This is a genomic window from Streptomyces sp. NBC_01476, assembly GCF_036227265.1.
In the GTDB taxonomy this organism is placed as follows: domain Bacteria; phylum Actinomycetota; class Actinomycetes; order Streptomycetales; family Streptomycetaceae; genus Actinacidiphila.
Genome location: NZ_CP109446.1, coordinates 2,110,322 through 2,123,978 on the forward strand (window position 1 = coordinate 2,110,322; position 13,657 = coordinate 2,123,978).

A 13,657-nucleotide genomic window follows, 5' to 3' on the forward strand; every position below is an offset into this window, starting at 1 on the left:
GAAAGAACCCCTGCTCATGAACTCGGACCGCTGGCAGCAGCACAACGTCGTCTTCACCGACCGCGAGAGCGGCAAGCGCGCCATCACCGAACGCCTCGGCCCCGCCCTCCTCGCGGCGGAAGAAGCCGGGCAGCTCGACGGCTGGTGGTTCATGAACAAGCAGCCCTGGCCGCTGCGTTACCGCGCCGCGCAACCCTCATCGCTGGTCCGCGCGGTCCTGAGCGAACTCGTCGACAACGGCACGGTGAAGTCTTGGCTGCCCGGCATCTACGAGCCGGAATCCACCGCCTTCGGTGGTGCCCTTGCTATGGACGCCGCCCACGACCTGTTCCACAAGGACAGCCGGCACCTGCTCACTTACGAGCCCGGCCCCGGACACGTGGGCCGCCGAGAGACCGCCGTCCTCCTGCTCAGCGGCATGATGCGTGCCGCCAACCTGGACTGGTTCGAGCAGGGCGACGTCTGGGCGAAGGCCGCCGCGCTGCGGCCGGCCACGGACTTCCCGGTGGCGCGGGCCGCCGCCCTGACACCGGCGATGCGCACGCTGATGACCGTTGATGCCCGCAGCCTGTGCCGTCCGGACGGCCCGCTCGACGGGCACGCCGAGTGGGTGGCTGCCTTCGAACGGGCCGGGACGACGCTTGCCTACTTCGCCAAGGGGAGCGGGCTCTCGCGCGGTCTGCGCGCCGTCATCGCCCACCACGTGATCTTCCACGCCAACCGCGCCGGTCTCCTCCCAGAGGACCAAAGCGCCCTGTTCACCACCGCACGAGAGGCAGTCATGGGATCGAGTGACAACACCGCGTCGTCCATCGGGGCCGTGCCGGACACCATTAGCGTCGGGGCGGTGACCACCGACACGATCGCTCACAACGGGGTCGAGGCCGCTCGGCTCCGCAACGCCCTGGTCGACCAGATCCGCGAGTACGGATACGCCCGCACGCCCGCCGTCGAAGCAGCGCTGCGCGCCGTCCCCCGCCACCTGTTTGTACCCGATACACCGCTCGAAGTCGCCTACGCCAACGCGACGGTCGGCATCAAGCAGGACACCGACGGCACCGTGATCTCCTGCGCCTCCCAGCCCAGCGTCGTCGCCGCCATGCTGGATCAGTTGGAGGCCCAGCCCGGCGACCGGATTCTCGAACTCGGCGCCGGAACCGGATACAACGCCGCACTGCTTGCTCGTCTCGTTGGCGACGCCGGTTTCGTCACCACCGTCGACGTCGACGGGGACCTCGTGGAAGGCGCCCGCGCGCACCTCGCCACCGCCGGCTTCACCAACGTCGACGTACTGACCGGCGACGGCGCACTCGGCCATACCGAAGGCGCCCCCTACGACAGGATCATCGCCACCGTCGGCGCACACGGCGTCCCCCACGCCTGGCTCGACCAACTCGCACCCGGCGGACGCCTCGTCGTCCCCCAACGACTCAAGGGCAGCGTGTCCCGCTCCATCGCCTACGAGCAGCACGACGGCCGCTGGACCAGCGTCAGCAGCAAGATGAACACCTTCATGCCGCTCCGACGCGGCATCGCCGACGACGACCGCCGCGTCATCCCCCTCAGCACCGACGGCACCGTACGGCTCCAGGCTCCCGCCGGCCAGCCGATCGACGCCGACGCCCTGGCCGGAGTCCTGGACCTGCCGCGCACCGAGGAATGGACCGGCATGACGGTCCGGGCCATGGAAAATCCGGAGTGGATGGAGCTGTTCGTCGCCTGCTCCCTGCCCAGCGGCCTGATCCGGATGCTGTTCCCGAAGGAAGCCAAGGGCACGCTGCTCACCGAGGACCCCTATCCGTCCTCCACTGCAGCCGTTCACGGCGGCGCCGTCACCTATCTCGCCCGCCGCGTGTCGGAGAAGAAGACCCCTGAGGGCGAAAAGCTCTGGGAGTTCGGCGTCATCGGCCACGGCCCCGGCAGCGACGAACTGGCCGCGCAGGTGGCCGACATGATCCACACCTGGGACCGCGACTACCGGGGCCGTGAGGCGTCCTTCGAGATCCAGCATCTCGACGCCCCCGCCATCGAGCAGCGGCCCGGCCTCTTCGCCATCGACACCCCGCTGAACCGCATCGTCGCCGACTGGCAGTAGAACCAACGACCGGATGGAGGTGGAGCCCGCAGGCGCAGCCGACGGGCTCCACCGGTCCCGACCCGCATCGTCACCCCCGGAGAGCACATGGACCCGCACGGCCCAATAGCCCGGCGCTTCCCGCTCGTCGCCCGATTCCGTCCCGCCTGCCTGCCGCTGCCCGACCGCGTGCGGGCCCTGGTCGACCTGGCTGACCGGGCCGCGGAACAACTCGACCAGGGCTTGGCCTCCACCATCTTCAACCAGGCTGCCCTCCTCGCTTCCGACATCGGCCTCCCCGACCTCGCCCGGTCCATGTGCCACCGTCACGCCCAGGCGTATCTGACCGCAGGCCCGCTGCCCGCCATGAGCGCCATCCGCGGCCTCGAACCCCTGATCAACCTCGCCCGCTTACAAATCCGCGCCGGCCACCCCGACGACGCCCGCCAACGCCTCCTCGACCTCTACGAAGCCGTCGGGGCCGGCACCCCCGCCACCTTCGAGGGCATCACCGTCCCAGCCGACCTCACCCGCACCGACGAAGACCGCCACGAAGTCCACGCCTGGCTATGGCGCGTCCTCCTCGCCGACGGCACCCGCACTCTCACCACCACCGGCCGCTGGCAGGAAGCCCTCACCCACATCGAGCGACACCGAGGCGTGGGCACCCGCATGCTCGACGGCCGCCAAGTCGCCGTCGTCGCAGCCCTCACCGAAGGCAACACCGACCGATCTGCGGAACTACTCAACACCACAGCGCCAGGAGAACCGTGGGAACAGGCCGTCACCGCCTGCCTGACCACCCTGTGCCACCGCGACGCGGGGCAAGACATCGACAACCACCTGTCCGACCTGGCGAGCATGTACCTGACCCACGAAGCCAAGCCAGCGCTCACGGTCTTCGACATCCGCCTCGGCCTCACCGCCCTCGACGCGGTCGCGTCCATCGAGCATCCCGCAGCGCGCAGACTCGTCGAAGACATAGCCCGCCGAACCGCGGATGCCCGTGACGGCTACGCAGCCCGCGAGTTCGTCACGCATCCCCAGGCCGCCTCGCTCGCTACGGCACGGCAGACCCAGGACTGCCGTGAACTGATCGAAGCCAGCGCTCTCGGAGCCGCTGCCCTCCCGGGCAGCCTCCACGCCAGCCTTTCGGCTGCGCTGGACACCGCCGGAGAAGTGCTCACACGAGCAGTCTCACCTGCCAGGAGGACGATATGGCCATCAGGGTGAGCTGACGTGGGATAAGAGCACCACCCTCGGCGAGGTCGAGCGGTTCATCGCTCAGGCCAAGTCCGCCGGTGCTGACGCCGGCACCGTGACCGAGGACATCACCCACGACCAAGACCCCGATCTGACGCTCGGGCGGCAGATCGAGGTTGAAGGACGAACCGGCGCCCACCGGCCAGCGAGGTGGCGATGCCGCACCGCCGTATGTGGAACCTGCACAGCCTGCTGGAGCAGATCACCGGCGGAGACGGCGACGTACGGGCTCTGCAGGACGACATGCGCCAGATGGACACAAAGTTGTCGGATGCGCTGACGAAGCATGTCGGCTGGCCCGCCCTGGCCGAGCCCCGAGGGGGCTCAATCACGACTTGAGCGGCAGGCCACAGCCACAGGCATACGACAGGTCGGTGTACCCGCCACGCAAGGCACCCGCATCAATCATGGACTGTGGTTGCAGCAACAAGAACCTCGGCGTCCTGGGCCTCGACACCGTCACCGGCAGTGTCACCGCGTCCCGGGTGATCGCGAGGATCGACCACTCCCACCCTGGTGGCCGACGGACTGGTGCAGGCGGTGGCCACTGCGGCACTGGCCGTCCTCGGCGACAACCGGGGCTGGCTGCGTCTGCTGCTGACCGCGACCTTCGTCGGCGTCGGCTTCATAGTGACCACCACCTCCGGCCTGTCCGACGCCGAGCAGGGCATGGCCAATGGTGTGGCCACCATGAGCCAGCAGGTCGGTATCACCATGGGTACGCCGGTCGTGGGCGCCGTCGTCACGGCGCACGCCGGCACCTCGGCCGACCGGAACGTGATTCTCGACGGCATCAGCACCGCCGTCCTGCTCGACGCGGCCCTCGTCCTCCCCGCCGCGCTCTTCCTGCGCCCCCGGCCCCCGGTCTGACCCCGGGCCGGGCCCCCGGCCCGGCGCCTACAGGTTCGGGAGGTTCTTGCGGAGTTCGAAGGCGGTGACCTCGCTGCGGTACTCCTCCCACTCCTGCTTCTTGTTGCGGAGGAAGAAGTCGAAGACGTGCTCGCCCAGGGTCTCGGCGACGAGTTCGCTGCGCTGCATGAGGTCGATCGCCTCGCCGAGGTTCTGCGGGAGGGGCTGGATGCCCAGGGCGCGGCGTTCCGCGTCGGTGAGGGCCCAGACGTCGTCGTCGGCGCCCGGGGGGAGCTCGTAGCCGTCCTGGATGCCCTTCATGCCGGCGGCGAGCAGGACGGCGTAGGCGAGGTAGGGGTTGCAGCCGGAGTCCAGGGAGCGGACCTCGACGCGGGTGGAGCCGGTCTTGCCGGGCTTGTACATCGGGACCCGGATGAGGGCCGAGCGGTTGTTGTGGCCCCAGCAGATGTACGAGGGGGCCTCGCCGCCGGCGCCCGCGGTGCGCTGGGAGCCGCCCCAGATCCGCTTGTAGGAGTTCACCCACTGGTTGGTGACCGCGGAGATCTCACCCGCGTGCCGCAGCAGACCCGCGATGAAGGAGCGCCCCACCTTGGAGAGCTGGAACTCCGAGCCGGACTCGTAGAACGCGTTCCGGTCCCCCTCGAAGAGCGAGAGGTGGGAGTGCATCCCGGAGCCGGGGTGCTCGGAGAACGGCTTGGGCATGAACGTCGCGTGCACGCCCTGCTCCAGCGCGACCTGCTTCATCACCAGCCGGAAGGTCATGATGTTGTCGGCGGTGGAGAGCGCGTCAGCGTACCGCAGATCGATCTCCTGCTGGCCGGGGGCGCCCTCGTGGTGCGAGAACTCCACCGAGATGCCCATGGACTCCAGCATGGTGATGGCGGTCCGGCGGAAGTCCATGCCGACGTTCTGCGGGGTGTGGTCGAAGTAGCCGGAGTTGTCCGCCGGCGTCGGCCGGGCGCCGTCCAGCGGCTTGTCCTTCAGGAGGTAGAACTCGATCTCGGGGTGCGTGTAGAAGGTGAAGCCGAGGTCGGAGGTCTTGGCCAGCGCGCGCTTGAGGACGTAGCGCGGGTCGGCGTACGACGGGGAGCCGTCGGGCATCAGGATGTCGCAGAACATCCGGGCGGTGCCGGGGGCCTCGGCACGCCAGGGCAGCACCTGGAAGGTCGCGGGGTCCGGCTTGGCGATCATGTCCGACTCGTAGACCCGGGCGAAGCCCTCGATGGCGGAGCCGTCGAAGCCGATGCCCTCGTCGAACGCCTGCTCAAGCTCGGCGGGGGCCACCGCGACCGACTTCAGGTAGCCGAGTACGTCGGTGAACCACAGCCGAACGAAGCGGATGTCCCGCTCCTCCAGGGTGCGGAGGACGAACTCCTGCTGCTTATCCATAACCATCCATCCTTGCCGGTCAGGCCATCCCCCGGCGCGGGCGGCAACGGGGATCAGGAGCATTGCACCACACCGTTTCGGGTGCGTTGCAGGTACCACTCACCCCCCATAGTGCACGCCGGTGCGACTCAGCCGAAGCTGTCGATGGGAGCGATCTTCCGGCGGACCTTCCCGCGGCCGTCCCCGGCACTCTCCCGGCCGCTCGCCGGCCGCCGCGCCACCGGCCCGCCCTTCCCGCCGCACCGTGCCGGACGCCGGACGGCGGACGGCGGCTCCCCGGAGGGAACCGCCGTCCGCTGCGCCATCGGCGTTACGGGGCGGGGACCGCAGCGGCCCCCACGCCCGGCCTACGAGGCGTAGACGCCCACCTCGGAGAGCTGTCCGGCCGGCCAGCCGGTGTTCCCGGTGATGGTGAGCCGGACGTAGCGCTGCGACGACGGCGTGAAGGAGATCGCCACGTCATTGCCGCTGCTGGGGTTGAAGGTGTAGCCGGCTGACGCCTTCAGCGTGGTGTAGCTGGTGTTGTCGGTGGAGCCGAGGACGCTGAGGGTTTCGGTGCGGGTGCCCCAGCCCGCCGGCAGCTTGAGGTCCAGGCGGCCGATGGTGTGGGTGGCGCCGAGGTCGACGGTGAGGGACTGGGGGAAGGCGTTGTTGGTGCTTTCCCAGTAGGTGGCGGTGTTGCCGTCGACGGCGTTGCCCGCGGTGTAGATGTCGGAGTGGCCGGTGTCGGTGGCGGGGTGGCCCTGGGCGAGGTTGGGGTTGCCGGCCGGCGGGGTGGTCGGCGGGGTGGTCGTGGGCGGGGGTGTGGTGGGCGGCGGGGTGGTGGTGCCGTCGGGTGCGTAGATCTGGAATTCGGAGATCTGGCCGGCGGTCCAGCCGGTGTTGGCGGTGATGTTGAGGCGGACGTAGCGGGTGTTGGCGGTGGTGAAGGTCACGGTGGCGGTGTTGCCGGTGGCGGGGTTGAAGGTGACGCCGCCGGAGGGCTTGAGGGTGGTCCAGGTGGCGTTGTCGGTGGAGCCGAGGACACTGAGGGTTTCGGTGCGGGTGGCCCAGTCACTGGAGGGCGGGAGTTTGAGGGTGACCTTCCCGACCGGGGTGGCGGTGCCGAGGTCGACGGTGAGGGTCTGCGGGAACGCCCCGCTGGCTGATTCCCAGTAGGTGGCGGCGTTGCCGTCCACCGCGTTGGCCGGGGTGTAGCTCTGCACCGAGGACGACGCCGACGCCGGACGGCCCTGCGCCAGATTCCCACCCGCCGGCGGCGTGGTCGTGCCCCCGGTGGCACCGCTGACAGTGCTGCCGCCGCTGACGGTACCGCCCGAGGTGGAGCCGGAGCCCGGCTGCGGCCAGGTGCTGCAGTCGGCCCAGTTGCCGTCCCAACCGCTGTTGCCCGCGCCCTTGTTGATGGTGAAGGCGGGCAGGTTCGCCGGGTAGGAGCAGTTGTAGACGCCGGTCGCTCCGGTGCCGGTGGCGGTCACATTGCTGAAGCTCGCCGAACCGGGGGTCTCGGCCTGCACCACGACGGTGCCGGTGCCGGAGGCGGTCGCGCCGTTCACCGTGACGCCGTTGATGGTGTAGCCGTGGCCGCCGCCCGAGACGAACTCGAAGTCGCTGTACGGGCTGTCGATGAACGCGGTGTTGCTGATCTGGATGCTGTTGTTGATCGCGTAGTCATAGCTGTCGACGCGCAACGCACCCATCGGGTGGCCCCAGTTGGGGTTGAGCGCACCGGTACGGATCAGGGTGTTGCCGGAGACCGTGACGGTACCGGAGAGCGGGTTGAACGGCTGCAGGAACGCCTGGTTGGAGATCGCGATGCCGCCGCCGAGCGCGTTGGTGTCGGCGATGACGTTGTTGGAGACGGTGTTGTCGCTGCCGCCGTAGATGGCGATGCCGTTGGCCAGGTTCGGCTGCACGATGGTGTTGTTGGCGAAGGTGTTGCCCGTGTCGGGCGAGCCCAGCGACCACATGGCGAGCGAGTCGTCACCCTGGTTGCGCAGGAAGTTGTTCTTCACCTGTACGCCCTGGGCGCTGCCGTCCAGGTTGAGGCCGTCGGCGGTGGTGCCGATGATCCGGTTGTTCTGCACCAGCAGGTTGGTGTTGTTGCCGGTCAGCCAGAGGCCGCACTTCTCCCGCTGGATCCACATGCCCTGGACCACGGAGTTGGGGCCGAGCGAGCCGGTGACGAAGCTGTCCGGCGAGTTGTCGTTGCGGACACTCACCTCACCGATGACCGCGAAGTCGTACAGCTTGGTGTTGCCGGTGGCGCTGGTCTGGTCGATGAAGTGCGAACTGTGCACCACCGAGTACCAGTTGCCGGCGCCGCGCAGCGTGACGTTGTCGACCGGCAGGTTGGAGGTGATCTTGAAGTTCCCGGACGGGATCCAGACCTCCTTGCCCTGGGCCTTGGCGTCGGAGATGGCCTGCCGGAACGCCTGGGTGGAGTCGCCGCTGCCGCTGGCGTCGGCGCCGTCGGTGACCACCGAGATGGAGTTCGCGGGCTGCCCGGCGGCGGCCGCCACCTGCTCGAAGTCGGCCACGTCGATGGTGGCGGAGCCGGTGTCGCCGGAATCCAGCTGGAGCCTGACCTTGCCGCCCGCAGCCACATTCTGGCCGAGTTGTATACGGGAGTCGTCGAAGAAGTGGTGCGTCTTCGAGCCGGCGATCCAGCTGGTGTCCAGGTAGCTGTACTGGGCGGTGACGGCGAGTTTCTGGCTGATCTTGGTCCCGTTGACGTAGACCGAGACGGTGCCGGAGGCGCCGCGGGGCAGGTTGTACGCCACGTCCACCGCGTTGGCGGCCTTGGTGAGGGTGAACTCGACGTACTTTCCCTGGCCGTTCAGGGTGACCGCACGGCGGCCCGATGCCTCGGAGGCCACCGTCGACTGGGTGTAATCCGGGCCGGTGACCGAGCCGTTGGTGGCCGCGGCCTCGGCCTCGTACTCGGTGAACGGCACGGTGGCGCCACCGCTCACATCGAACGGCGAGACGGTCGATACCGTGGGGGCGGCATGGGCTGTCTGTGTGGTGATCGCCAGGGCGAGTCCGCCGGCCGCGACCGCGGCCGCGGTGGCCGTAGCGAGCCAGACCGAGGAGCGACGTCTGGTGTCCATGGGGTGGGGGGTGTCCCTTCTGGCGTGTGTCGCTTGAGATGCGGGCCACCATACGGATGACGAACATGGCACAGCAATATCTCGATCGGATTTCGCAAAAATTGGATGGCTTGCAGAGATCTCGCAAAATGACCGCAAGAAACTTGCGTCTCCTGTACTAGAATCGACGCCATGACACGACGACTTGCCGAGGTGGCAAAGAAGGTCGGGGTGAGTGAGGCCACCGTCAGCCGCGTGCTGAACGGGAAGCCTGGAGTCTCCGACGCGACACGGGCCGCCGTCCTTACCGCCCTTGACGTGCTCGGATACGAACGGCCCACCCAGCTGCGCGGAGAACGCGCCCGGCTGGTCGGCATGGTCATGCCCGAGCTGCAGAATCCGATTTTCCCCGCTTTCGCAGAAGTCGTCGGCGGTGCACTGGCTCAGCAGGGTTTCACCCCTGTGCTGTGCACACAGACCGCCGGCGGCGTCTCCGAGGCCGACTACGTGGAGCTGCTGCTGCAGCAGCATGTGTCGGGGGTGGTCTTCTTCGGCGGCCTGTACGCCCAGGCCGAGTCACCGCACGACCACTACGCGCGACTGGCCGAACGCAACCTGCCGACCGTCCTGATGAACGCCGCCATCGACCACCTGGACTTCCCCCGGGTCTCCTGTGACGACGCGGTGGCGGTGGAGCAGGCGATGAACCACCTGATCTCGCTCGGCCACCAGCGGATCGCGCTGGTGCTCGGCCCACCCGACCACGTACCCTCCCGCCGCAAACTGGCCGCCGCCCGCCGGGTCGACCCCTCGGTCACCGTCGAGCACGCGCTCTTCACCCTGGAGGGCGGGCAGGCCGCCGCCAGCCGGCTGCTGACCCGCGGCATCACCGCCTTCATCTGCGCCTCCGACCTGCTGGCGCTCGGCTGCATCCGGGCCGCCCGCCGGCGCCGGCTCTCGGTGCCCGGTGACGTGTCGGTCATCGGTTACGACGACTCCTCGCTGATGAACTGCACCGAGCCGCCGCTGACCACCGTCCGGCAGCCGATCGAGGCGATGGGCCGGGCCGCGGTGGATCTGCTGGCCGGCGAGATCAGCGGCGCCTCGGTCGACCACGACGAGCTCTTCTTCGAACCGGAACTGGTGGTCCGCGGTTCCACCGGGCCGGCTCCGCACGCCGCCCGCATCCCGCATCCGGAGCCGCGCGCCGCCAACGCGTAACGGCACATCCATCACCGGCAGGCGCCGGGGCAGGGGACCTCCCCCTGCCCCGGCGCCGTCGTTTCCGGCCCCTACGCGGGCCGGGAGGAGGCCGCCCCGGGGCTGTGACGAGCGGTGGCACGCTGTCTCCGTACTGCTGCGCAGCGTCGTGACCGAGTCGTGTCTTTGCGAAATTCGCGCGACATCTTGCGGACATCTATCGGGTTAAGTACGTTGAGCCAACCCGGACGGCGGCGCAAACCAGCGCCGGACATCATGTGCATCATGTGCCGCGGGGGTCCCAGATCGCAGTCCAACGACGCGCAGTGGTTCAGGGGAAGGGTAAGAAGAGGATGACTAAAAACGGCTACCGCAGACTGGTGGCAGTCGCACTGGTCGCGGGCATCGGCTTGACCGGCGCCGCTTGTTCCAGCAGCAGCGACAACAAGGGCGACGGCGGCACCAAGACGAGCGCCGCGGGATCGAGTGCCGGCACCCCCTTGGACCCGAAGACCAAGGTGACCATCAGCGTCGACTGCGAGCCGCCGACCACCAAGCCGGCCGAGCGCAAGCAGTGGATCGACGACGTCGCGGAGTTCAACAAGACCTACCCGAACGTCACGATCCAGAGCAAGGACGCGTTCCCTTGTGAGGACCCGGCCAAGTTCACCGCCCAGCTCCAGGCGGGCAGCGAGACCGACACCTTCTACTCCTACATGACCGACCTGCAGCAGGTGCTCGACGCCGGCCAGGCCGAGGACATCACGGACTACGTCAACGACAAGACGATCCCGGCCCTCAACGACATCGACCCCGGCGTCATCGGCGTCCTCAAGGACGGCGGGAAGCTCTACGGTCTGCCCACCTCGAACTACCAGATGGGCCTGATCTACAACCGGAAGATCTTCCAGGACGCCGGCCTCGACCCCAACAAGCCCCCGACCACCTGGGACGAGATCCGCCAGGACGCCAAGGTCATCCAGGACAAGCTCGGCAGCAAGGGCATCAACGGCTTCATGGAGAACGCCGGCGGCAACCAGGGCGGTTGGCACCTGGTCTCGGAGATGTTCGGCGTCGGCAGCAAGGCCGTGAACGACGACGGCACCAAGGCCGCGTTCAACAACGACCAGACCAAGTCCATCCTCAGCACCCTGCAGCAGATGCGCTGGACCGACAAGAGCCTGCCCGCCGCCCCCGGTCTGCAGTGGGGTGACGTCCAGAAGGCGATGGGCACCGGCAAGATCGGTATGTACGTCGGCGCCCCCGACGACATCCCGCTGGTCGTCCAGCAGTACAAGGCCGACTACAAGAACCTCGGCATGGCCCCGATCCCCGGGGGTCAGACCGCGCTCTTCGGCGGCAACGACTACATGTTCAAGAAGGGGTCCTCGCCGGACCAGATCAAGGCCGGTATCGCCTGGGTCAACTTCAAGTTCCTGACCGTCGGCAAGGGCCAGTTCAACTACGCCCGCAACAAGACGGACAACCTGCCCGTGGGTCTGCCGGAGCCGTTCTTCTTCACCGGCGCCTCGAAGGACAAGGACAACGCCAACAAGGCGGCCAGCGCCACCATCCCGGTCGACAACTTCAAGACCTACGTCGACGCGCAGGTGCCGGTGCTCCCCGAACCGCCGAACGCGCAGAAGATCTACACCGTGCTCGACACCGTGATGTCCGGCGTGCTGACCAACAAGAGCGCCAACATCGACAAGCTGCTCTCGACCGCTGAGACGCAGGTCAACTCGCTGCTCGCCGCCAGCCAGTAACAGCGCAGCCCGAGCGGGGGCCGGTCGGCGACCGGTCCCCGCTCGGGCGGCGTCGGGCGAGGGCCCGTCCTGCGGTTCAGGGCCTGGAGCCCTGCCAGGCATCCGAATTGAGTCGAGGAGTACCCATGGCGGCGACGACCGTCCCCGAGAAACTGACCAAGCGCCACGCCGGGCGTCCCTCCGGTCCTGCCGGCGGAGCGGCCCGCGACGGCTTGAGCCGCAAAATCCGGCAGAATCTGCAGGCCCATGGGTTCCTCATCGGCGCGGTCCTCTGCTTCCTGATGTTCTCGTGGTATCCGATGGTCCGCGAATTCATCATGAGCTTCCAGGAGACGAAGCGCGGCGAGACCCACTGGGTCGGCTGGAAGAACCTGGACCGCGTCTACCACGACCCGTACTTCTGGACCGCCTGGAAGAACACCGCGGAGTTCACCGGCATGGCGCTGGTGATCGGCTTCGCGGTGCCGTTCGTGGTAGCGATCGTGCTCAATGAACTGAAGCACGCGCAGGCTTATCTGCGCATTCTGGTGTACTTGCCGGTGATGCTCCCGCCGGTGGCCGGCGTGCTGCTCTTCAAGTACTTCTACAACCCTGACTACGGGCTCTTCGACCACGTTCTCAAGGTCCTGCACCTGCCGACGTCGCAATTCCTCAACTCGTCGAGCACCGCGATGATCTCGGTGGTCGTCGCGGCCACCTGGCTGAACATGGGCGGCGCGACCCTGGTCTACCTGGCCGCGCTGCAGAACATCCCCGGCGAGCTGTACGAGGCCGCCGACCTGGACGGCGCCGGCCTGCTCAGCAAGATCTGGCACGTCACCATCCCGCAGACCAGGATGGTGCTCTCGCTGATGCTGCTGCTCCAGATCGTGGCGACCATGCAGGAATTCACCAATGTCTTCCTGCTGACCGGCGGCAACGGTCCGGAGAACTCCACCATGACCGTGGTGTACATGATCTACCAGTACGGATTCCGCTACAACAACCTCGGCAGCGCGGCGGCGCTGGGACTCTTCCTGATGGTGCTCCTGGCCATTCTCTCGGCTGTGTACACACGGCTGAGCCGGAACAGCGACAGCGAATAGGCAGGGAAAAGGACCATGGCAGCGTCATTCACCCCGCAGAACCGGACCCTGATCTCCCCGGCCTCGCTCACCCGCCGGAAAGGGAAAATAGCCTACTGGACCGTGCTCAGTGTGGTCCTGGTGGTCTTCACCCTGGTCTTCCTCGGCCCGCTCTACTGGATGGTCACCGGCGGTTTCAAGTCGGCGCAGGAAGTGGTCGCCGACCCGCCGACCCTCTTCCCGAAGCACCCCGAACCGGGCACCTACCACACCGCGTGGACGGAGTTGAAGCTCGCCCGGCTGCTCTTCAACACCCTGTACTACGCGTTCGGCGCGCTCGCCCTCCAACTGGTCTTCGACGTGGCGGCGGCGTACGCCATCTCCAAACTCCGGCCGGTGCTGGGCAATCTGATCCTCGGCGGCATGCTCGCCACGCTGATGATCCCGGCCACCGTGCTGATCGTGCCGCAGTACATGACCGTGCTCGACCTGCCGGTGCTGCACTTCAACCTGGTGGGCACCCCGTGGGCGATCTGGCTGCCGACGGTGGCCAACGGCTTCAACATCTTCCTGCTCAAACGGTTCTTCGACTCGATCCCGCAGGATCTGATGCACGCCGCCGCCATCGACGGCGCGGGGCCGCTGCGCACCCTGTGGTCGATCGTGCTGCCGATGTCGCGGCCGATCCTCGGCGTGGTGTCGATCTTCGCCGTGGTGAACGTCTGGAAGGACTTCCTCTGGCCGATGCTGGTGGAGCCCGACCCGAAGAACCAGCCGATCAACATCGGCATCAACTCCCTGTCGCAAGGCGTCCCGCAGAACGTGCTGATCGCGGCGCTCGCCATCTCCGCGGTCCCCACGCTGCTGATCTTCCTGCTCTTCCAGCGCAACATCATGTCCGGCCTGACCGCCGGCAGCCTCAAGGGCTGACCGGCGGCGCCG

General features: G+C 67.9%; 9 protein-coding genes and 1 pseudogene. 7 read left to right on the forward strand and 3 right to left on the reverse strand.

Translation table 11 applies throughout. The features are described 5' to 3' along the window. The first annotated feature begins 16 nt into the window (after window positions 1–16). From fxlM to OG552_RS09215, 3 genes are all read left to right on the forward strand, one after another. Window positions 17–2,095, forward strand: a complete 2,079-nt coding sequence (fxlM, locus tag OG552_RS09205; RefSeq protein ID WP_329131111.1) for a methyltransferase, FxLD system — start codon at window positions 17–19, stop codon at window positions 2,093–2,095. 87 nt (window positions 2,096–2,182) lie between these two features. Next, window positions 2,183–3,307, forward strand: a complete 1,125-nt coding sequence (locus OG552_RS09210) for a hypothetical protein (protein ID WP_329131113.1) — start codon at window positions 2,183–2,185, stop codon at window positions 3,305–3,307. A 546-nt stretch (window positions 3,308–3,853) separates the two neighbouring features. Continuing rightward, window positions 3,854–4,207: a hypothetical protein gene (locus OG552_RS09215; RefSeq protein WP_329131115.1), complete on the forward strand. Its 354-nt coding sequence runs from the start codon at window positions 3,854–3,856 to the stop codon at window positions 4,205–4,207. 27 nt (window positions 4,208–4,234) lie between these two features. Here the strand turns inward: OG552_RS09215 and glnA are convergent, their stop codons facing one another. From glnA to OG552_RS09230, 3 genes and pseudogenes are all read right to left on the reverse strand, one after another. Further along, window positions 4,235–5,596 carry a type I glutamate--ammonia ligase gene (gene glnA, locus OG552_RS09220; RefSeq protein ID WP_329131117.1) on the reverse strand — a complete coding sequence of 454 codons (1,362 nt, stop codon included), beginning with the start codon at window positions 5,594–5,596 and terminating at the stop codon, window positions 4,235–4,237. A 347-nt stretch (window positions 5,597–5,943) separates the two neighbouring features. Next, a complete protein-coding gene (locus OG552_RS09225; protein ID WP_329140695.1) occupies window positions 5,944–6,456 on the reverse strand; it encodes a discoidin domain-containing protein in 513 nt (170 codons plus the stop codon). Continuing rightward, window positions 6,436–8,706: pseudogene (locus OG552_RS09230) on the reverse strand (discoidin domain-containing protein); the annotation flags it as partial. The pseudogene OG552_RS09230 and the gene OG552_RS09225, both read right to left, overlap by 21 nt. 171 nt (window positions 8,707–8,877) lie before the next feature. On the opposite strand from OG552_RS09230, the gene OG552_RS09235 reads away from it, so the two are divergent. The 4 genes from OG552_RS09235 (at window position 8,878) to OG552_RS09250 (ending at window position 13,645) form a co-directional block, all read left to right on the forward strand. Further along, window positions 8,878–9,906, forward strand: coding sequence for a LacI family DNA-binding transcriptional regulator (locus OG552_RS09235; RefSeq protein ID WP_329131119.1), 1,029 nt, complete (start codon window positions 8,878–8,880; stop codon window positions 9,904–9,906). Window positions 9,907–10,238: 332 nt separating this feature from the next. Continuing rightward, window positions 10,239–11,651, forward strand: a complete 1,413-nt coding sequence (locus tag OG552_RS09240; protein WP_329131121.1) for an ABC transporter substrate-binding protein — start codon at window positions 10,239–10,241, stop codon at window positions 11,649–11,651. A gap of 125 nt (window positions 11,652–11,776) precedes the next feature. Beyond that, the gene (locus tag OG552_RS09245; RefSeq protein ID WP_329131123.1) at window positions 11,777–12,736 is read left to right on the forward strand and encodes a carbohydrate ABC transporter permease; all 960 of its coding nucleotides are present in this window, start codon (window positions 11,777–11,779) and stop codon (window positions 12,734–12,736) included. A gap of 15 nt (window positions 12,737–12,751) precedes the next feature. Next, window positions 12,752–13,645: a carbohydrate ABC transporter permease gene (locus OG552_RS09250; RefSeq protein WP_329131124.1), complete on the forward strand. Its 894-nt coding sequence runs from the start codon at window positions 12,752–12,754 to the stop codon at window positions 13,643–13,645. The last annotated feature ends 12 nt before the right edge of the window (window positions 13,646–13,657 follow it).